This window comes from Sphingomonas sp. R86520, assembly GCF_042466285.1.
GTDB lineage: Bacteria > Pseudomonadota > Alphaproteobacteria > Sphingomonadales > Sphingomonadaceae > Sphingomonas.
The window spans coordinates 2548548-2567936 of the sequence record NZ_JAXHBZ010000001.1 but is presented as its reverse complement, the minus strand read 5'-3'; the positions used below and the strand labels follow the sequence as shown (position 1 = coordinate 2567936).

Annotated in this window: 21 protein-coding genes; 18 read left to right on the top strand and 3 right to left on the bottom strand. The window is 65.9% G+C overall.

Annotation, left to right across the window (positions count from 1 at the left end; genetic code table 11):
• The first annotated feature begins 13 nt into the window (after positions 1-13).
• On the top strand, positions 14-541 hold the full coding sequence (locus tag SJY41_RS11680; RefSeq protein WP_380781866.1) for a hypothetical protein: 528 nt from the start codon (positions 14-16) through the stop codon (positions 539-541).
• Between the two features lie 137 nt (positions 542-678).
• On the top strand, positions 679-1131 hold the full coding sequence (locus SJY41_RS11675; protein WP_380781864.1) for a TM2 domain-containing protein: 453 nt from the start codon (positions 679-681) through the stop codon (positions 1129-1131).
• A 363-nt stretch (positions 1132-1494) separates the two neighbouring features.
• On the opposite strand, the gene purB is transcribed toward SJY41_RS11675, so the two are convergent.
• On the bottom strand, positions 1495-2793 hold the full coding sequence (gene purB / locus SJY41_RS11670; RefSeq protein ID WP_380781863.1) for an adenylosuccinate lyase: 1299 nt from the start codon (positions 2791-2793) through the stop codon (positions 1495-1497).
• A gap of 249 nt (positions 2794-3042) precedes the next feature.
• Between purB and SJY41_RS11665 the strand changes: the two genes are divergently transcribed.
• Positions 3043-3486, top strand: coding sequence for an EF-hand domain-containing protein (locus tag SJY41_RS11665; protein WP_380781861.1), 444 nt, complete (start codon positions 3043-3045; stop codon positions 3484-3486).
• A 149-nt stretch (positions 3487-3635) separates the two neighbouring features.
• Here SJY41_RS11665 and SJY41_RS11660 read toward each other — a convergent pair whose 3' ends face one another.
• On the bottom strand, positions 3636-3848 hold the full coding sequence (locus SJY41_RS11660) for a hypothetical protein (RefSeq protein WP_380781859.1): 213 nt from the start codon (positions 3846-3848) through the stop codon (positions 3636-3638).
• 85 nt (positions 3849-3933) lie between these two features.
• A complete protein-coding gene (gene radC, locus SJY41_RS11655) occupies positions 3934-4626 on the bottom strand; it encodes a DNA repair protein RadC (RefSeq protein ID WP_380781857.1) in 693 nt (230 codons plus the stop codon).
• Between the two features lie 86 nt (positions 4627-4712).
• Between radC and SJY41_RS11650 the strand changes: the two genes are divergently transcribed.
• The 15 genes from SJY41_RS11650 to SJY41_RS11580 all read left to right on the top strand — a co-directional run bounded on the left by SJY41_RS11650 (position 4713) and on the right by SJY41_RS11580 (position 19382).
• The gene (locus tag SJY41_RS11650; protein ID WP_380781855.1) at positions 4713-7868 is read left to right on the top strand and encodes a YdbH domain-containing protein; all 3156 of its coding nucleotides are present in this window, start codon (positions 4713-4715) and stop codon (positions 7866-7868) included.
• A complete protein-coding gene (locus SJY41_RS11645; protein WP_056065123.1) occupies positions 7865-8092 on the top strand; it encodes a YnbE family lipoprotein in 228 nt (75 codons plus the stop codon). The genes SJY41_RS11650 and SJY41_RS11645 overlap by 4 nt, the downstream gene beginning before the upstream one ends.
• Position 8093: 1 nt before the next feature.
• Positions 8094-8471, top strand: a complete 378-nt coding sequence (locus tag SJY41_RS11640) for a YdbL family protein (RefSeq protein ID WP_380781853.1) — start codon at positions 8094-8096, stop codon at positions 8469-8471.
• 488 nt (positions 8472-8959) lie between these two features.
• A complete protein-coding gene (locus SJY41_RS11635; RefSeq protein WP_380784129.1) occupies positions 8960-9286 on the top strand; it encodes an AtpZ/AtpI family protein in 327 nt (108 codons plus the stop codon).
• 70 nt (positions 9287-9356) lie between these two features.
• The gene (locus SJY41_RS11630) at positions 9357-10115 is read left to right on the top strand and encodes a F0F1 ATP synthase subunit A (RefSeq protein ID WP_380784128.1); all 759 of its coding nucleotides are present in this window, start codon (positions 9357-9359) and stop codon (positions 10113-10115) included.
• Between the two features lie 58 nt (positions 10116-10173).
• Entirely contained in the window at positions 10174-10401 is a 228-nt protein-coding gene (locus tag SJY41_RS11625) for a F0F1 ATP synthase subunit C (protein WP_055873230.1), read from the top strand.
• A gap of 54 nt (positions 10402-10455) precedes the next feature.
• Entirely contained in the window at positions 10456-10950 is a 495-nt protein-coding gene (locus SJY41_RS11620; protein WP_380781851.1) for an ATPase, read from the top strand.
• 37 nt (positions 10951-10987) lie between these two features.
• Positions 10988-11560, top strand: a complete 573-nt coding sequence (locus SJY41_RS11615) for a hypothetical protein (protein WP_380784127.1) — start codon at positions 10988-10990, stop codon at positions 11558-11560.
• Between the two features lie 203 nt (positions 11561-11763).
• Positions 11764-12084 carry a DMT family transporter gene (locus SJY41_RS11610; RefSeq protein WP_380781849.1) on the top strand — a complete coding sequence of 107 codons (321 nt, stop codon included), beginning with the start codon at positions 11764-11766 and terminating at the stop codon, positions 12082-12084.
• 317 nt (positions 12085-12401) lie between these two features.
• Positions 12402-14327: an excinuclease ABC subunit UvrC gene (gene uvrC / locus SJY41_RS11605; protein ID WP_380781847.1), complete on the top strand. Its 1926-nt coding sequence runs from the start codon at positions 12402-12404 to the stop codon at positions 14325-14327.
• Between the two features lie 81 nt (positions 14328-14408).
• Positions 14409-15386 carry a polysaccharide deacetylase gene (locus SJY41_RS11600; protein WP_380781845.1) on the top strand — a complete coding sequence of 326 codons (978 nt, stop codon included), beginning with the start codon at positions 14409-14411 and terminating at the stop codon, positions 15384-15386.
• Positions 15350-16312 carry a GNAT family N-acetyltransferase gene (locus SJY41_RS11595; protein WP_380781843.1) on the top strand — a complete coding sequence of 321 codons (963 nt, stop codon included), beginning with the start codon at positions 15350-15352 and terminating at the stop codon, positions 16310-16312. Before SJY41_RS11600 ends, SJY41_RS11595 begins: the two co-directional genes overlap by 37 nt.
• A gap of 143 nt (positions 16313-16455) precedes the next feature.
• Complete coding sequence (gene recO / locus SJY41_RS11590) at positions 16456-17187, top strand: DNA repair protein RecO (protein WP_380781842.1); 732 nt, start codon at positions 16456-16458, stop codon at positions 17185-17187.
• A 40-nt stretch (positions 17188-17227) separates the two neighbouring features.
• Entirely contained in the window at positions 17228-18274 is a 1047-nt protein-coding gene (gene leuB / locus SJY41_RS11585) for a 3-isopropylmalate dehydrogenase (protein WP_380781840.1), read from the top strand.
• Between the two features lie 10 nt (positions 18275-18284).
• The gene (locus SJY41_RS11580) at positions 18285-19382 is read left to right on the top strand and encodes a glycosyltransferase family 2 protein (RefSeq protein WP_380784126.1); all 1098 of its coding nucleotides are present in this window, start codon (positions 18285-18287) and stop codon (positions 19380-19382) included.
• Positions 19383-19389: the final 7 nt, after the last annotated feature.

Genomic DNA, 19389 nt, shown 5'->3' with positions numbered 1-19389 from the left:
GGAAGACAGGGCAATGTTGGCAACTGTTCCAGTTCTCCATGCCGCCGCGCCGGTGGTGTCTCACGCGACGACGTCGATGGTGGAAGCCGCTTATTCACTCAGGTGCGCAGGCGCGGACCGTGCCCCGGCCGACGTCGTGGCGCATGCAAGACGCGATGGCTGGTCCGCGGACGCCGACGTCGCGGGGCACGGCCAACTCGTCCATGATCCGTCCGGTGCCATGACCTTGCGCGTGACCGAGAGCGACGTGTCCGGCGAGCGCTTCGTCGGATGCGGCATCGAAACCGATGGCGACCTGACGGATATCGATACGGCAACGACGGCTGCTCTGGGAATGCGGCCCGCATTTCAGGGCACCGGCGCAGCGACCTTCCTTGCGGTACGAAAGAATGGAACGTGGCGGGATCCCGCCGGCCTCGACCGGGCCGCCTTCGCAACGGCAAAGGCGCACGGCGAAGTCTATAGCGTCATGACGCATCACGATGCCGCGCGCTCGGCGCTGTTTTCCCTGAATATCCAGCCGTCCGGAACGCCCCGATAAACGTCTCCGCAATATTCTGGCCTAACCGCAGCCCGCGTCGAAGGGCGATCGAGCTTGCGGCCTGATTGCGCGCGCGAGTTCGGACTTGCCTGTTCCGTGTCATCCGCCAAGATAGCCGACGCATACCGGGGGATTATATGCGCGGACAGGTTTTAGGGGTCGATGCACGTACGGGCGAAGGCGTCGTCGCGGGTCAGGACGGGCAGCGCTACCGGTTCGCGCGCGAGGACTGGGCGCATCGCGGCGAGCCGGCTATCGGCGTCGAGGTCGATTTCGAGGCTGCCAACGATCGCGCACTGAGTGTCTTCCCGATGCCGGCAGCGGCACCGCCGGTCGCGTACTCCGCCGCGCCGTCCGCTCCCGTGAACGATCGCAACAAGTACGTCGCGGCCACGCTGGCGTTCGTGATCGGCACGCTCGGCATTCACCGTTTCTATCTCGGGCGTACGGGGTCGGGGATTATCATGCTGGTGCTGAGCATCACGGTGATCGGCCTCGCACTGACCGTGCCCTGGGCCTTTATCGACATGATCCGCTATCTGGTCATGTCGGACGAGGAGTTTGCCGCGCGCTATCCACGCGTGCGGTGATCCGCGCTCACGGATCGTCTTGAAACTGCCGGCCTAGCCGCGCCCCTCGTGGGAGGGGCGGGCGGGCCGATGGGTCAGAAGGAGGTAATAACCACCCCGACCACCAGCGCTTGGGCCGCGATCGCCAGCATGGTGCTGGTCACGGTTTCGAACATGCGCATGGGTAGGTCTCCGATGCCGGAACAATATCCGGCAAGGGCGATGTAGGTATAGTTGCGCGTTGTCGCAATTTTGTAACACGTAATCGCAATTGCGTTACGTGCACTTGCAACGAGTATGGGACACGTAGCGCCAGGTGCGCTTTAATAACCGCTTCGTCAGTCCGTTCACCCCGGAACGAGTCCGGGGTGGACGGAGGGTGGCTCAGGCCGCGCCGAAGACCCGCGCGAAGATCGTGTCGACGTGCTTCAGGTGATAGCCGAGGTCGAACTTGTCCTCGAGTTCGGCATCGCTCAGCGTGACTTCCGGGTCCGCCTTCAGCAACTCCAGCAGCGACAGCGCGCCGTCCGAATCCCAAACCTTCATCGCGTTGCGCTGCACCAGCCGATACGCGTCCTCGCGGCTCACGCCGGCCTGCGTCAACGCCAGCAGCACCCGCTGCGAATGGACGAGGCCACCCATCTTGTTGAGGTTCTTCAACATGCGCTCGGGATAGACGACCAGCTTGTCCATCACGCCGGTCAGCCGCCCGAGTGCGAAGTCGAGCGTGATCGTCGCGTCGGGTCCGATATAGCGCTCGACCGACGAGTGCGAGATATCGCGCTCATGCCACAATGCGACGTTCTCCATCGCCGGCGTGACGTAGCCACGGACCATCCGCGCGAGGCCGGTCAGGTTCTCGGTCAGCACCGGGTTGCGCTTGTGCGGCATCGCCGACGAGCCCTTCTGGCCGGGCGAGAAGAACTCTTCGACTTCCAGCACTTCGGTGCGCTGCAGGTGGCGGACCTCGGTCGCGAGCCGCTCGATCGAGCTGGCGATGACGCCCAAGGTCGCGAAGAACATCGCATGCCGGTCGCGCGGGATGACCTGCGTCGAAACCGGCTCGACCGACAGCCCCAGCTTGCCCGCGACATATTCCTCGACGAACGGGTCGATGTTCGCGAACGTCCCCACTGCGCCCGAGATCGCGCAGGTCGCGACGTCGTCGCGCGCCGCCACCAGCCGCGCGCGGTTGCGCGCGAACTCGGCATGCGCCTGCGCGAGCTTCAGCCCGAACGTTACGGGTTCTGCGTGGATGCCGTGGCTGCGGCCGATCGTCGGCGTCATCTTGTGCTCGCGTGCACGGCGTTCGAGCACCACCAGCAGCGCATCGAGATCGGCGATCAGGATGTCGCTAGCCTTCGCCAGCTGGACGGCCAAGCACGTGTCGAGCACGTCCGACGAGGTCATGCCCTGGTGCATGAAGCGCGCTTCGGGGCCGACATGCTCGGCGACGTTGGTCAGGAAGGCGATGACGTCGTGCTTGGTCTCGCGCTCGATCTCGTCGATCCGGTCGACTTCGAACGCGCCCTTTTCCCAGATCGCGGCAGCGGCTTCCTTGGGAACTACGCCCAGCTCGGCGAGCGCGTCGGTGGCGTGCGCCTCGATCTCGAACCAGATCTTGAAGCGCGCTTCGGGCGTCCAGATCGCGACCATGTCGGGGCGGGAATAGCGGGGGACCATCGGGTTTCCTCGGAGCTTGTGAAGGGCAACATGAACATGGGGCGGGAGCGTACCCTGTTTCGAGGGCCGCTCCCGGCGTGCGAAAACGCGGTAGCAGGACGCAGGAGAAGGTTCAAATCAGCCGGGCGGCATTCTAACACCGCAGAATCTACCGTATAGATACAGCACGCTGCCCGTTGCCGGTCATCTTCATGCTTATAAATGGTAGTGGTGTTCAGTGTGCTCGTACAACAGTACCGGAGAAGCGTAATGTTGAGATATACCGTGTTGATCGGACTGGCGACGTTTTCTGTGCCGGTGGAGGCGCGTATTGTCGCAGGTGCTCCTCAGACATCTTCGCAGAGCGGCGCAATTCCTCAAGCGTCTCAACCGGATGCTTCGACGCAGCAAGGTGCGCCGACCGACGCAGTACCGATGCAGCCGGCAGCGCGGGAGCAGCCCGCCACCAGTAGCCAGGTGGCGCAGGTCATCGACGCAGAGTTTCCGAATTACGACAAGAACGCGGACGGCAAGCTCAACCCGGCCGAGTTCGGCGCGTGGATGGTCGCGCTGAAGAGCAAGACCGATCCGACGACCAAGGCCACGGCGCCGGACACGCGGAAGTGGGTCGACGCGGCGTTCGCGCAAGCCGACGCCGACAAAAACAAGTCGCTGTCAAAGGCCGAACTGACCAGCTTCCTGTCGCAAGGCTGAGTTCTGCGGGGGGCGTCTCGATCGTCCGGACTACACGGCCTTGTGCCCGCAGACAGCGCTTGACCGCATGTAAAGAGTTGGAGCGTCGCATTCCAGCGTCCTACCAGCCAAGATGTACCCTGGCGCGTGGGACGCTGACTTGCCGTGGATCAATTGTCTCTGCGCGTTGCCCGGTCTTTTGCGGCGCGGGTTTCTGCTAGGATCTGGCCTTGCGCTTCGGCCGCGCTGTCGAGAAGGCGATCGGATGTTTCCGCGGCAGCCTCCGGGGTCAGCGAGACCGCCACGCCGTCGGGTCCGTCGACCAGAACCTGGCCGGCTTCAGCCGTCACGTTTGACGCTTCGTCGTGCAACTTGTTGTCCAACTCGAACACTCCTTCGTGACGATAACGAAGCCGAGCGCGAAAGGGCGCATGGTTTGATCGATGCAGATCGGCTTATCCCGTTGCGCTAGATCAACCCTTGAGCGCGCAGGCTGACATGGCCGCCGGTTCCCATCACGATATGGTCGTGGACGGTGATGCCCAACCGCTTGCCGGCCTCGGCGATGGTTCGGGTGATCTCGATGTCGGCCCGGCTGGGGGAGGGGTCTCCGCTCGGATGATTATGGACCAGGATGATCGACGCGGAGCCGAGGTCGATCGCGCGCCGGATCACTTCACGGACGTACACGGCCGCCTGGTCGATCGAACCCTTGCTCATCACCTCGTCGCGGATCAGCATGTTCTTTGTATTGAGATGCAGTACGCGAAAACGCTCGATCGCGTGATGCGCCATGTCGGCACGGAGGTAATCGAGCAACGCCTGCCAGTTGGCGAGCACGGGGCGATCGCTGACCTGCGATTGTAGCAGTCGGATTGCGGCGGCATGCGCGATCTTGATCGCGGCGGTCGAGATTTCGCCCATGCCTTTTACCCGGCCAAGCGCCTCGGCATCCGCGGTAAGCACCCCGCCGATCCCACCGAACTCGCGCATCAGCGTCTTGGCGAGCGCCTTGGTGTCAACACGGGGAATGGCGATGGCGAGCAGATATTCGATCAGTTCGTGGTCGAGCAGTGCGTCGCCACCCCCTTCGAACAGGCGTTTGCGCAGGCGTCCGCGATGGCCTTTCAGATCGTCGATCTCGTCGTCTGCATCCGCCATGGCGCGATGCTAGCACATCCGCGTGCAATTGCATGACGGCCGCTCTCCCGCCTATGCAGGGGACCGGAGAGTGGCGGAGTGACTGGGTGACCGAGACGAGCGAGATGGGGGCCGACCCCGGGGCCCGCCCGCGCCGTCCGACGACCGTCCGCCGCGTGATCCTGGCGATTGCGCTGATTCTGCTCGCTGCGCTGGTCGCATTGTGGCTGGTGCGGAAGCCGATCGCCGAGGGCTTCATCGACCGCGAACTGGCGAAGGCCGGCGTGCCAGCGCGCTACGACATCGCCGACCTCGCGCTGGGCGGGCAACGCCTGACCAACGTCGTGCTGGGCGATCCGACGCATCCCGATCTGGTGGCCGATTGGGTCGAGACGCGGACAGGCGTCGGGCTGTCCGGGCCGTATCTGGAAGGCGTGCGGGCGGGGAAGGTGCGGCTGCGTGGCCGGCTGGTCGACGGGAAGGTCTCGCTCGGCGCGATCGATCGGTTGCTGCCGACGCCCTCGGGCAAGCCGTTTGCGTTGCCCGCGCTCGACTTGTCGGTTGCCGATGGGCGGATGCGGCTGGAAACGCCGCAGGGAATCGTCGGGTTGAAACTGGCCGGGTCGGGCAAGCTCGACGACGGTTTCCGGGGCACGCTGGCGGCGATCAGCGAGCGACTGGAGCTTGGCGGCTGCGTGATCGACCGGCTGGCGGCGACGGTAAAGCTCCGGATCGACGCGGCCAGGCCGACGATCACCGGACCGGTGCGCGTGTCGCGTCTCGCGTGCGGGACGACCCGCATGGACCGGATCGCGGCGGACCTCGACGTCGGGCTCTCTGCCGCGCTCGATCGCTGGCAGGGGCGAGCCACAATCAAGACGGGCGCGGCGCGTACGCCTGGCGCGACACTGGCTAGCGCTGGCGGAACGGTCGACTTCAGCGGAAGCACCGCGGCGACCGGCGGTAGTGCCGCCATCACGGCCGACACCGTCCATACCGTCGAAGGCGACGCGCGCCGGGTGTTGATCACGGGGGCATACCGGATCGGCTCGCAGATCGCGTTCGACGGGCGCGTACAGGCGCGTGGTGCGGCCGTGGCCAAACGGCGACTTGCGGGGCTCGCCGGAATCAGTGCTGCGGCGGCTGGGACGCCGGTCGCGCCGCTGGCCGCGGCCGTCGCACAAGCCGTCGAGCGCGCCGGCCGTGGTTTCCTCGCCGACGGCACCCTGTCGGCGCGGATCGATGGCGCGCGTGGCAGGGCGGTCCTGTCCAAGCTGGCACTGGCCTCGGCGAGCGGCGCGCGTGTCGCGCTCGGCGGCGGGAGCGGGATCGCGTTCGGTTGGCCGAATGGTGGCGTGCGGCTCGACACGACCCTGGCACTACAAGGCGGCGGCCTGCCGGATGCGCGCGTGGCGCTGGCGCAGGCGAAACCCGGCGCGGCGATTCGCGGCGTCGCGCGGATCGCGCCTTATGCGGCAGGGGATGCGCGCCTGGCACTGACTCCCGTGACGTTCAGCGCGACGCCCGGCGGCGCGACGTCGATCACGACGCGGGTCACGCTCGACGGACCGGTCGCGAACGGGCGAGTGGACGGCCTGTCGATGCCGGTCGCGGCGCTTTGGGACGGGCGGGGGCGGTTGGTCGTCAATACCGGGTGTGCGCCGCTCGCCGTGCAGCGCCTTGCGGTATCCGGACTGGTGCTCGATCCGGCGCGGCTGACCTTGTGTCCCGTCGACGGTGCGCTCGTCCGCGTGGAGGGCGCGCGGATCGGCGGCGGCGCGACGATCGCTGCGGCAATGCTGAAGGGCCGGCTCGGTACCACGCCAATCAGCCTGGCCGCCGCCGGATCGACCTTGCGGCTAGCGGAGCGCGGCTTCGCGATCGACGGGGTGCAGACCCGCATCGGCGCGCCCGAGCGCGTCACGCGACTCGATTTCGGCACCGTCACCGGTCGCATGACCGGGCAGGGCGTGGCGGGCGCGTTCACCGGCGGCTCGGGCCAGATCGCCAACGTTCCGCTGTTGCTCGGCAATGCGGCCGGCGACTGGACGCTGGTCGGCGGGGCGCTCAACCTCACCGGCACGATGGACGTGTCCGATGCCGCGCCGAGCCCGCGCTTCAAGCCGCTCGCCGCGCGCGCGATGACGCTGGCGCTCGTGAACGGCACGATCACGGCCGCGGGCACGCTGTTCGAGCCGACCACGAACACAAGGGTCGCCGACGTCACGCTGACCCACGCACTCGGCGCGGGCGCCGGGAAGGCGGACCTCAACGTCCCCGCGATCGCGTTCGCCAAGGACAGACTGCAACCCGATGCGCTCACCCCATTGACGTTTGGCGTGATCGCCGACGTCAACGGATCGGTCAGCGGCGAGGGGCATATCGCCTGGAACGTAGCCGGCGTGACGAGCACGGGCGTGTTCCGCACCGCCGGCACCGATCTCGCCGCCGCATTCGGGCCCGTCACCGGCATCGCCACCGAGATCCGCTTCACCGACCTGCTCAATCTCCAGAGCGCGCCGGGGCAGGTGGCGACGATCCGCACGCTCAACCCCGGCATTCCGGTCAGCGACGGCACGATCCGCTATCAGACTCTCCCGGGCGCGCGCGTTCAGGTCGAAGGCGGCGCGTGGCCGTTCGCGGGCGGATCGCTAGCGCTCGACCCCACGCTGCTCGACTTCTCGGCACCCAAGGAGCGGCGGATGACGTTCCACGTCGCCAACATGGCAGCCGACCAGTTCCTCCAGCAGTTCGATTTCAAGAATCTCGACGCAACCGGAATCTTCGATGGCGTGCTGCCGATGATCTTCGACGAAACCGGCGGGCGAATCGAGGGTGGCGATCTGCGCGTGCGGCCGGGGGGCGGCACGCTCGCCTATGTCGGCGATCTCAGCCAGAAGGACCTCGGCATCTGGGCCAACATCGCGTTCCAGGCGCTGAAGTCGCTGCGGTATCAGTCGTTGCGGGTCGGCATGAACGGGCCGCTGGCGGGTGAGATGGTCACCGACGTGCGGTTCGCCGGGATCAGCCAGGGCGAGGGGGCGAAGTCGAACTTCATCGTCCGGCGGCTCCAGAAACTGCCGTTCATCTTCAATATCCGGATCAAGGCGCCGTTCCGCGGGCTGCTCGATTCGGCGCAGAGCTTCTATGATCCGAAACGGCTGATCCAGCGCAACCTGCCGGCGCTGCTCCAGCAGCAGTCGGCGCCGCCTCCTCCGAAACCCCCAACCATTCAGCCTCCCGCAAGCAGGATCGTGCCATGACCGAAACAGGATTGAAGAAGCTGGAGCAAAGGCCGATCTTGCAGATGATGACGAGGACGATCGCACTAATCGGGCTGACGGCGGCCTTGCCGGGCTGCATCAACGTGTCGGCGCCCGACAAGCCGATCGAGATCAACCTCAACATCAACGTCACGCAGGAAGTGGTCTATCGTCTCGATGGCGAGGCGAAATCGTTGATCCAGCAGAATCCGGGGATATTCTAAAATGAAGAAGGTCATTGTCATGATTGCCGCAGCCGCGGTTCTCGGCGGCCTTTCGGTGGCGGCGTCGGCACAGCGTGATCCAGCGTACGCCGCGGCGCGTGCGGGCGGCGAGGTCGGCGAACAGCCCGACGGCTATCTCGGCCTCGTTGGTGCGGCAAGCGGCGACCTGCGCGCGCTGGTCAACAACATCAATATCCAGCGCAAGTCGGCGTACACGCAGAAGGCGCAGGCGAGCGGCGCGACGGTCGAGCAGCTGGCGTTCACCAGCGGCTGCAACCTGATCCTGCAGACCAATCCCGGTGAGAAGTACAAGACGCCGGATGGGGTTTGGAAAACCCGCACCGGCGGCGCCCCGGACCGCGATTCGCGCTGCGTCTGAGTCTTCCACCGTCTTCTATCCTTCCCACGTCACCCGGCCCTGCCCGCGCAACCCGGCCCTTCCCGGGCAACCCGGCCCTTCCCCCTCATCCCAGCGAAAGCTGGGATCTCGCGCGGCAAGGGAACGCTCCGTTACAGGGATACCCCAGCTTCCGCTGGGGTGACGGATGTTAGGCGGGGGTACGAGCAGGGCAGGGCATTTCCAGCGCTCTACCCGTCACCTCAGCGAAAGCCGCGGTCTCGTGCGGCGGGCGCGCGTTGCATTACCGGGATACCCCAGCTTTCGCTGGGGTGACGAATGGAGGGGCGGGTGACGATCCAGAGTCAGGTCGCCCCGCCGCCGCGATGATCCGGCCTCATCCCAAGGTCCATGATGACGGACCTGTCACACCGGTTGACTTGCACCCCCCCCTTTTCTAAACGGACCGCGCCTTGGCGGGATCGCTCGTCGCTGCTTGCTTCCTCCCCGATGCGAAATCAGGTGGAGGAATGTGCGTGGCGGAGATCGAACCCGGACAGGACCCCCAGGGTGTTGAAGATCCGCGACTTTCCGCGCTCGATGAGCGATTGAGAGAGGTCAAGGCTCGGGAAACACTGAAAAAGGGGCAGAAGGGGGCGGATGCCGAGCGGGGTTACTCGCAAGGCAATCGCGTCATTTCCGCTCTTATCGGGAGTCTCGTCGGCAGTGCGCTGATCGGCTGGTTGATAGACCGCTGGTTCGGCACTGGCCCTTGGGGGCTGATCGTGTTGCTGTTCCTCGGAATAGCGGTCGCGTTCAGGCAGATCATTCGAATTTCAGGCGAACGCCCGGAGTAACCGGGCGTTTGTCGTATCAAGACGGCAGGGATTCCACGTGGCGGCAGAGCAGGGCGGCAAGATCGATCCGATGCACCAGTTCCTGATCGAGCCGGCGTTCGGCTCGCACTGGATCGTAGGTGGTTATGACCTGTCGTTCACCAATTCCGCATTGTGGATGGTGGTGACGGTCGTCGCACTATGGGCCTTCATGATCGGCGGGATGAAGCGCGAGCTCGTCCCCGGCCGCTGGCAGGCCGCAGTCGAGGGCTTTACCGGCTTCATCTCCGGTATGCTCACCCAGAACATCGGCCCCGAAGGCAAGCGCTTCGTGCCCTATGTCTTCTCGCTGTTCATGTTCATCCTGTTCGCGAACATCATCGGGCTTTTGCCGTTCGGCATTGTCCCCGGCGTGCATCCGTTCACCGTCACCAGCCACATGACCGTCACCGGCGTGCTGGCGCTCATCAGCTTCGGCATCGTGCTCCTCGTCGGTTTCGGCAAGCACGGCTTCCACTTCTTCTCGCTGTTCGTGCCGCACGGTACGCCGCCGCTGATGATCCCGCTGATCTTCGTGGTCGAGCTGATGTCGTTCCTGGTGCGGCCGTTCTCGCTCGGTCTGCGATTGTTCGTGGCGATGACTGCCGGGCATATCCTGCTCAAGGTGCTCGCCGCGTTCGTGATCAATGGTCTGAACCTCGGCGCCGGCTACATCGCGATCGTCAGCCTGCCGAGCTTCGTCCTGATGGTCGGGATCACGCTGCTCGAGCTGCTGGTCGCCGCGATCCAGGCCTATGTGTTCGCGTTGCTGACGTCGGTCTATCTGAACGACGCGGTTAACCTCCACTAAGTGGGCGAACCTTCACTAAGTTTTCTATTACCTAACTGATCTACAAAGGGAATTTACCATGGACGCACAAGCAGCAAAGATGATCGGTGCCGGCCTCGCAGCGATCGGCATGGGCCTCGCAGCACTCGGCGTGGGCAACGTGTTCGCGCAGTTCCTCGCCGGCGCTCTCCGCAACCCGGGCGCAGCCGACAGCCAGCAGGGCCGCCTGTTCATCGGTTTCGCAGCAGCCGAGCTTCTCGGTCTGCTCGCCTTCGTCACGATGATCATCCTCGTGTTCGTCGCCTAACAACTCGCTGAACTGGCCGGGCGACCGCGCCCGGCCGTTTCACGAAGGACCGACATGCCCCAGATTTCCCAGATAGCCGCTACCTACGCCTCGCAGATCTTCTGGCTGCTCCTCACCTTCGGCATCCTGTATTTCGGGATCGGCAAGGGGATGGTGCCAAGGATCGTGTCCAACGTGGACTCGCGCGAAGGCAAGATCGCGGGTGATCTGGCGGCAGCGGTCGCGGCCCGTGCGCAGGCCGATACGGTTCAGGCGAACTGGCAGGCCGAAATGGACGCGGCCCGCGTTGCGGCGCAGGCCGAGACCGCGGCAGCCGCCAAGCGTGCGGCGACCGCGTTCGAGCAGCAGGTCCATGCGGCCGATGCCGAACTCGCCGAGCGTCTGGGGCATCACGATCTGGCGGTAGCGAACGCGAAGGCCGAGGCGCTCTCGAACTTGCAGGGCGTCGCCGCCGAAGCAGCACAGCAATTGGCCGCCAAGGTAGCCGGCCTCCAGGTCAGCCTGGATGCGGCAACCGACGCAGTACGCAGGACGACGGCGCATGGCTAATCCCGACTCGGCCGCAACGGTCATCCACGGCGAGGGCATGGCGCCCGAAGGTGCGATCGACAACCAGGGGCTCCAGGGTCACACGACCGCGCCCGGTGGCGTCGAGCACGTCGCCGATCCGACCGCGCTCGGGCTGACCTCGACCGGCTGGGTCGCGGTAGCGATGATCGTCGTCATCCTGCTGATGATCTGGAAGAAGGTTCCAGGGATGATCGGCAAGATGCTCGACACGCGCATCGCCGGCATCCGCACCCAGCTCGACGAAGCCAAGGCACTCCGCGCCGAAGCCGAAGCGATCCGCACCGAGTATGAGGCGAAAGCGAAGACCGCGCACGTCGAAGCCGAAGCCATGAAGGCTCACGCGCACCACGAAGCCGCGGCGATCATCGCCAAGGCCAAGGCTGGTGCCGAGGACCTCATGACACGCCGTGCGAAGATGGCCGAGGACAAGATCGCCGCCGCCGAACGCGCCGCGATTGCCGAAGTCCGAGCACGGGCGGCGGATGCCGCGGCAAAGGCTGCCGGTATCCTGATCGCCGAGCACCATGACGCTGCCGCCGACCGCATGATGGTCGACCGGTCGATCTCGGGTCTCGGCCGCCTGAATTAATCCAAGGCAGCGCTCCACGCGCTGCCGTTCCCCCGCGCAGGCGGGGGCCAGGATCTCAGAGAACAGCGCCCGCAACCCTGGGCCCCCGCCTTCGCGGGGGAACGGTCGTTCGCTTGGCGCATTTTTCGTTTCTCACAGACGGCCGTCTCTTCCCGGGTTTCCGGCGGCCGATTTCTCCAATCTGAGCCCGTTGGAGAAGAATCATGTCCTGGCTCATCCTCGGCATTGCCGTCATCACCGAAATCAGCTGGGCGCTCAGCCTCAAATGGGCCGCCACGCTCGCCACCTGGCAAGCCTCCAGCGTCCCGATCGTCCTGAGCTTCGTCAACATGGGCCTGCTCGCGCTGGCTATGCGCGGCTTGCCAGCCGGCACCGCCTACGCGTTATGGACGGGAGCCGGCGCGGTCGGCGTGATCATCGGCGGCGTGATCCTGTTCGGCGACCGCGTCAGTGGCGTCCAGGCCGCCTTCATGGCGCTGACGGTAGTCGGCATCGTCGGCACCAGGGTCTTCGCGCAAGCCTGATCGTCTGCCTTGGCCCGCAGGGCTTTGAAGATTGATTCACGCGAAGGCGCAGAGGCGCGAAGAGAAGGAGCAGTTTGGTTCACGCGGAGACGCGGAGACGCGGAGGCGTTATGCTTTCGGCTAATGTACCTAACAGCCTTGAGCTGATGTGAGCCTTCGGCGGTTTTCGGCGAGCGCTGCCCTTCTGATCTTCTCTCCGCGGCTCCGCGTCTCCGCGTGAACCAAACTGCTTTTTCTCTTCGCGCCATCGCGCCTTCGCGTGAAGATCACTGCCTTCCGCTGGCATAAGCCCCTCGCACTCCCTAGATTCCGTAGCGATGTCCTCCCCCAATTCCCCCGACCGGTTCAACGAAGACAAGTCCACGTTCGCCGTCCGCGGTGGCGGTGAGGCGCCCGACCTCGCGGCCGGCGTCGCCGCGATCAGGAACGTGCTCGACACGCTCCCGATCCGTCCTGGCGTCTACCGGATGCAGGACGCGCGCGGCGACGTCCTCTACGTCGGCAAGGCGCGTGCGCTCCGGAACCGGGTCGCGAACTATGTCCAGGTCGACAGGCTGACCAAGCGCCTTCAGCGGATGGTGTCGCAGACCCGGTCGATGACGATCGTCACGACCAACAACGAAGCCGAGGCGCTGCTGCTCGAATCGCAACTGATCAAGCGCTATCGCCCCGCCTACAACGTGCTGCTGCGCGACGATAAGAGCTTCCCCTTCATCCTCCTGCGCGACGATCACGCCTTCCCGCGCGTTCAGAAGCACCGCGGCGCGCGCCGTGCGAAGGGCAATTACTACGGGCCGTTCGCGAGCGCCGGGTCGGTCAACAACACGCTCAACGCGCTGCAGAAGCTGTTCCTCCTGCGCAGTTGTACCGACAGCTTCTTCAAGACGCGCGACCGGCCTTGCCTGCTCTACCAGATCAAGCGCTGCTCGGCGCCGTGCGTCGGTCGCATCGAAGAACCTGCCTACAATGAGCTGGTCGAGGATGCGAAAGCGTTCCTCGGCGGCAAGTCGACCGGCGTGCAGGCCAAGCTCGGCGCGCAGATGCAGGCCGCCGCGGAGAACATGGACTTCGAACTCGCGGCTTTGCTCCGCGACCGTCTCCGTGCGCTCACCTTCATCCAGGGCACGCAGGCGATCAACGCGGAAGGGGTCGGTGATGCCGACATCTTCGCGATGGCCTGCAAGGATGGCCTTATCGGCATCCAGGCGTTCTTCATCCGCGGCGGCCAGAACTGGGGTCATCGCAGCTTCTTCCCGCAGCATACCAACGACGTCCCCGAGGACGAGGTGCTGACCAGCTTCCTCGGCCAGTTCTACGAAGAGGTCCCGCCGCCCAAGCAGATCCTGCTCGACCGCGAACTGACGGAAGGCGCGCTGCTGGCCGAAGCACTAGGCGAACGCGCCGGCTACAAGATTGCGTTGCAGGTCCCGCAGCGCGGCGACCGCCGCCGCCTGATGGACCAGGCCAAGCGCAACGCGATCGAGGCGATCGAACGGCGCCAAGCCGAATCGACCACGCAGGCCAAGCTGCTGCGCGAAGTCGCCGACCTGTTCGACCTCGCCGAACCGCCCGAGCGCATCGAGATCTACGACAACAGCCACATCCAGGGCACTGCCGCGACCGGCGCGATGGTCGTCGCGGGACCCGAGGGCTTCCGCAAAGGCCAGTATCGAAAGTTCAACATCAAGAACAAGGATACCGCGCCGGGCGATGATTTCGCGATGATGCGCGAGGTCTTCACCCGGCGGTTCTCGCGCGCGCAGGCCGAGGATCCCGATCGCGATTCGGGCGAATGGCCGGACCTGGTGCTGATCGACGGCGGCAAGGGCCAGCTCAACACGGTCAAGGCCGCGCTCGAGGAGATCGGCGTCGAGGACGTGTGCCTGGTCGGGATCGCCAAGGGCCCGGAACACGGCCGCGACGGCCGCGAGGTGTTCCACATGCTCGACGGTCGCGAGTTCCAGCTGCCGGTCAATGCGCCGGTGCTGTTCTACCTCCAGCGCCTGCGCGACGAGGTCCACCGCTTTGCGATCGGCGTCCACCGCGACAAGCGCAGCAAGGCGATCGGCGCCAGTCCGCTCGACGAGGTCCCCGGCATCGGCCCGGCGCGCAAAAAGGCGCTGCTGATGCACTTCGGCACCGGCCGCGCGGTCCGCAACGCGAGCCTGCAGGATCTGCAACAGGCGCCGGGAGTCTCGGCCGGTGTGGCGCAACAGGTCTACGACTTCTACCATTCGCGCTGAGCGTACGGGTTGCTTTTGACCGGGACAGGGTTGCAAGGATACGAAACCCAATCTTCACCTGCGATTGTTACACAGCATACCGTGCCCACGCCTGTCTTCCTCACCATCGACACCGAGTTCGCCTGGCGGCATCACGCGGCGGGGCTCGATTGCGAGGCGATCTATGCGCGCTCGCTCGAGCCGGCGGGCGTCGGGCTTGGCTATCAGCTCGCCGAACTGGCGCGGCATGACCTGAAGGCATGCTTCTTCGTCGACCCTATGCCGGCATTGGCGTTCGGCGTGGCACCGGTACGGCGAATGGTCGAGACGATCCTGGCGGCGGGGCAGGAGGTGCAGCTGCACCTGCATCCCGGTTGGGCGCTGGCACGGGCAGGTGACCACGGCGCCGCGCACGGCCGGTTCGACCTGTGCACCTATGACCTTGCCGAGCAGACGGCATTGCTCGTCCAGGCGACCGCGCTGCTGGTCGAGGCGGGCGCCCCCGATCCGATCGCGTTTCGCGCGGGCAGCTATGCCGCAAACGACGATACCGTGACCGCATTGGCGAAGCTCGGCTTTGCCTACGACAGCAGCCATAACGGATCGCAAGCGCCGGGAAGGAGTCGCATCTCGTTACCGGCGCGTCAGATCGCCCCGATCCGGATGCCCACAGAGACCGGAATCATCGAGGTCCCGGTGACCGTCATCGAGGATATGCGCGGGCGGATCCGCACCTTCCAGCTTTGCGCGCTGTCGACCGGCGAAAGCTATGACGCGCTCGAACATGCGGCAGCCTCGAACCATGCCGCGGTCACGATCGTCAGCCACGGATTCGAACTCGCCAATCGGCGCGGGACGCGAGCCAATGCGGTTCACGTCCGTCGCTTCCAGGCGCTGTGCACGATACTCGCGGAAATGCGGGAGGGACTGCCTACGGTCCATTTCGCGGACCGGCCGGACCTGGCGCTCAACCGCGAGGACGTCCCGCTCGGCCCCGATCCACTGCGAACGCGCTGGCGTCAGGCCCAGCAACTCTGGTCGAATTGGATATCGGAACGTCCGCAATCGCGGCGGCGCTGATCATCCCGCACGCCGCGACAGAGATGGCCTCGTTGCGTTTCCAGGTCGGTGCGAGAACGCTGTGGGCAATCCAGAGACGGCTCGTTCGCCTGTCCTATACGCTTGATGACGTACTCATTGGAACAGTCCCGGCATTGCCGATCCTGCCCAGGGACGCACAGGGGTATCTGGTAACGTCGATGCCGGAGGCGCTGCTCCCGGACCTGACGGCCTTGTCCGGTAAAAGCCTGCTCGGGTCCGTCCGTCAGCGTTACACACGCTACCATATCGATCTGTCAGCGGGCGCGGCGGCGTGGTTGGCGGGGCTTTCGGCAAACGCGCGATCGGGTATCAGGCGCAAGGCGAAGAAGCTCGCGGCTGCAAATGGCGGCTTGCTCGACATCCGGCGTTACCATGATGCGGACGCCTTCGCGGTGTTCCATCCGCTCGCCCGCAAGGTGTCGGCAACGACCTACCAGGAAAAGCTGCTGGAATCGGGGTTGCCTGACGACGGCGGGTCGGTCCGTCACCTGGTGTCGCTGGCGAAACAGGACCGGCTTCGCGCCTGGTTGCTGTTCCTTGACGGTACGCCGATCGCCTATCTGTGCTGCACGGCGGAGCACAGCGCGCTTCTCTATACGCATGTCGGGCACGACCCGGCCCATGACGACCTGTCCCCCGGCGCGGTTCTTCAGGTCGAGGCGCTACGAGACCTGTTCACCGAGCAGGATTTCGCCCGGTTCGATTTCACCGAAGGAGAGGGCCAGCACAAGCGCCAGTTCTCGACCGGCGGTACGGCCTGCGTCGACGTGGTGTTGCTGCGTAGGACGCTGGCGAACCGCGCGACACTGGCGGCATTGCGGACGTTCGATCGAACGATCGCCTACGCCGGGCGCGCCGCGACGCACGCCAAGCTCAAGCGGATTGCTGACAAGATCAGGCGCTAGCGGGACGCTTTCCCAGCGGGGCAGCGTGGCGGCCATGCGTCGGAAGGATGTCGGCACGGTCTGTCGAGCGCACGTGCCTTCACCCCGGCACCGCTCCACAGCGAGCCCCTCCCGCTCCCGAAGGGACAGCGGTATAGGACCCCATGCACCTTCGCACAGCCGCCATCGTCGTAGCCGTCCGCCAGCACGGCGAGCATGGCGCGATCGTGCGCGCGCTGACCCGCGAGGATGGTATCCAGCCCGGCTATGTCCGCGGCGGCCGATCGCGCGCGATGCGGCCGGTGCTGTTGCAGGCGAACGTCATCCAGGGCGAATGGCGCGCGCGGACCGGTGAGCAACTCGCCTCGCTGACCGCCGAACTGATCCACAGCCGCGCGCTCCTCCACCGCGAGCCGCTCGCCGCCGGTGCGATCGAGTGGGCGACCGCGCTTACCGCCGCCGCGCTGCCCGAAGCCCAACCCTATCCGCATATCCATGATGCGCTCGGCGGCGTGCTCGGAGCGATCGAGGGGGCACCGTCCGCGCGCGGCTGGGCCGCCGCGCTGGTTCGCTATGAATTGCTGGTGCTCGCTGAATTGGGGTTCGGGCTCGATCTCGATCGCTGCGTCGCCACCGGATCGCTGGACGATCTCGCCTTCGTTTCCGCCAGGAGCGGTGCGGCCGTCTCGCGCGGGGCGGCTTTTGGGCATGAGGCCAAATTATTGCGATTGCCCGACTTCCTGATGGTGGGCGGCGAGGCGGACTGGCCCGACATCTTCGACGGACTTCGCCTCACCGGCCATTTCCTGGCACGCGATATCCTCGTCGATCGCCGCGCCGACCCGCTTGCCGCGCGCGGCCGGCTGGTGGATCGCCTTAAAAGGGCAGTTGCGTGAGCGCGCGTCGCCCGGCAAGGGCGGCGGCGGAGGAACGTACATGCCCTTGATCGCGATACTGGCCGGTGACGGCATCGGACCCGAAGTCACCGCGGAAGCGCGCCGCGTGCTCGACACGCTCGGCCTCGACCTCACCTACGAAACAGGCCTTGTCGGCGGCGCTGCATACAAAGCGGTCGGCCACCCACTCCCCCCCGCGACGCTCGAACTGGCGAAGCGTGCGGACGCCATCCTGTTCGGTGCGGTCGGCGATCCTGATTGCGACAGCCTCGAACGCCAGTTCCGCCCCGAACAGGCGATCCTTGGCCTTCGTAAGGAGCTTGGCCTGTTCGCCAACCTGCGGCCTGCCAAGCTGTTCGCCGGTCTCGAGGATGCGTCGGCACTGCGTCCCGAAGTCGCCCGCGCGATCGACATGGTCATCATCCGCGAACTCACCGGCGACGTGTATTTCGGCGCGAAGGGCTTCCGCACCACCGCCGACGGCCTGCGCGAGGGCCATGACGAGATGCGCTACGACGAGCGCGAGATCGCCCGTATCGCTCGCGTCGGCTTCGAGACCGCACGCACCCGCAAGGGCAAGCTGCTCTCGGTCGACAAGGCCAACGTGCTGGAGACATCGCAGCTCTGGCGCGACGTCGTGATCGAGGTCTCGGCGGACTATCCCGACGTCGAACTCGGCCACATGTACGTCGACAACGCGGCGATGCAGCTGGTGCGCAACCCCGGCCAGTTCGACGTGATCGTCACCGGCAACCTGTTCGGCGACATACTTTCGGACGAAGCGTCGATGTGCGCCGGCTCGATCGGCATGTTGCCGTCCGCCGCGCTCGATGGCACGGGCCGCGGCATGTACGAGCCGATCCACGGCAGCGCGCCCGACATTGCCGGGCAGGGCAAGGCCAATCCGTGCGCGGCAATCCTGTCCGCCGCGATGATGCTGCGCCATTCGCTCGACATGCCCGAAGCGGCGGACCGGATCGAGGCGGCGGTCGCGGCGGCGATCCTCGGCGGCGCGCGTACGCCCGATCTTGGCGGCACGCTGACGACCGCTGCAATGGGCGACGCCATCCTCGCCGAACTCGTCTGACCCGGCGATGATCGTCGACCTTCTCGAACTCGCGGTCGTCATTCCGACGTTCAACGAGAAGGCCAATGTCCCGACGTTGATCGCCAAGCTCGACCAGGCGCTGGCCGGGCGCAACTGGGAGGCGATCTTCGTCGACGACGACAGTCCCGACGGCACCGCCGACGCCGCGCGCGAGATCGCCCGGCTCGATAAGCGCGTTCGCGTGATCCAGCGGATCGGCCGCCGTGGTCTGTCGTCGGCGTGCATCGAGGGCATGTGCGCGACCGCGGCACCCTTTGTCGCGGTGATCGACGGCGATCTCCAGCATGACGAGACGCTGTTGCCGGCGATGCTCGACCTGCTGAAGGACGCCGCGCAGGACGTCGTGATCGGGTCGCGCTTCGTCAACGGGGGCGGCACCGGTGAATGGGACAGCGACCGCGTCGCCAAGTCGGCGTTCGCCACCAAGCTCTCGCGCGGCGTGTTGAAGGCCGATCTCAGCGATCCGATGAGCGGGTTCTTCATGATCCGCACCGACATCGTCCGCCGCCTCGCGCCGTCGCTGTCGGCGATCGGCTTCAAGATCCTGCTCGATCTTCTGACCGCGTCGCCGACGCCGCTGCGCTTCGTCGAACTCCCCTATACGTTCCGTTGCCGCACCGAGGGGGAGAGCAAGCTCGATCACGTCGTCGCGATGGAGTATCTGATCGCGATCTACGACCGGATGTTCGGGCGGATCGTGCCGGTACGGTTCGCGATGTTCTCGGCGATCGGGGTGCTTGGCGTCGGCATCCACATGGCGGTGCTAAGTGCTCTGTTCGTCGGGCTGGGGGTAAATTTCCTGGTCGGCGAGATCGTCGCGACCCTCGCTGCCCTGACCTTCAACTTCTTCCTGAACAACGCGCTGACCTATCGCGACCGCCGTTTGAAGGGCTTGCGCCAACTGGTCGACGGCTGGGTATCGTTCGCGGTGATCTGTGCGGTCGGCGCGGTCGCCAACGTCGGTATCGCTGCGTTCCTGTACGCGACGCGCGATGGTACCTGGGCGGCGTCGGCGCTGATCGGGGTGCTGGTGGGTGCCGTCTGGAACTACGCACTGTCCTCGAAATTCACCTGGGGGCGGTACTAGGGCAGGT

Coding starts and splice junctions, on each gene's coding strand:
- SJY41_RS11615 (WP_380784127.1), top strand. CDS start 10,988: ATGGCGCCCGAAGGTGCGATCGACAACCAGGGGCTCCAGGGTCACACG.
- SJY41_RS11665 (WP_380781861.1), top strand. CDS start 3,043: ATGTTGAGATATACCGTGTTGATCGGACTGGCGACGTTTTCTGTGCCG.
- SJY41_RS11680 (WP_380781866.1), top strand. CDS start 14: ATGTTGGCAACTGTTCCAGTTCTCCATGCCGCCGCGCCGGTGGTGTCT.
- SJY41_RS11675 (WP_380781864.1), top strand. CDS start 679: ATGCGCGGACAGGTTTTAGGGGTCGATGCACGTACGGGCGAAGGCGTC.
- SJY41_RS11610 (WP_380781849.1), top strand. CDS start 11,764: ATGTCCTGGCTCATCCTCGGCATTGCCGTCATCACCGAAATCAGCTGG.
- radC (WP_380781857.1), bottom strand. CDS start 4,626: ATGGCGGATGCAGACGACGAGATCGACGATCTGAAAGGCCATCGCGGA.
- SJY41_RS11645 (WP_056065123.1), top strand. CDS start 7,865: ATGACCGAAACAGGATTGAAGAAGCTGGAGCAAAGGCCGATCTTGCAG.
- SJY41_RS11630 (WP_380784128.1), top strand. CDS start 9,357: ATGCACCAGTTCCTGATCGAGCCGGCGTTCGGCTCGCACTGGATCGTA.
- SJY41_RS11625 (WP_055873230.1), top strand. CDS start 10,174: ATGGACGCACAAGCAGCAAAGATGATCGGTGCCGGCCTCGCAGCGATC.
- uvrC (WP_380781847.1), top strand. CDS start 12,402: ATGTCCTCCCCCAATTCCCCCGACCGGTTCAACGAAGACAAGTCCACG.
- SJY41_RS11620 (WP_380781851.1), top strand. CDS start 10,456: ATGCCCCAGATTTCCCAGATAGCCGCTACCTACGCCTCGCAGATCTTC.
- SJY41_RS11640 (WP_380781853.1), top strand. CDS start 8,094: ATGAAGAAGGTCATTGTCATGATTGCCGCAGCCGCGGTTCTCGGCGGC.
- SJY41_RS11635 (WP_380784129.1), top strand. CDS start 8,960: ATGTGCGTGGCGGAGATCGAACCCGGACAGGACCCCCAGGGTGTTGAA.
- recO (WP_380781842.1), top strand. CDS start 16,456: ATGCACCTTCGCACAGCCGCCATCGTCGTAGCCGTCCGCCAGCACGGC.
- purB (WP_380781863.1), bottom strand. CDS start 2,793: ATGGTCCCCCGCTATTCCCGCCCCGACATGGTCGCGATCTGGACGCCC.
- leuB (WP_380781840.1), top strand. CDS start 17,228: ATGCCCTTGATCGCGATACTGGCCGGTGACGGCATCGGACCCGAAGTC.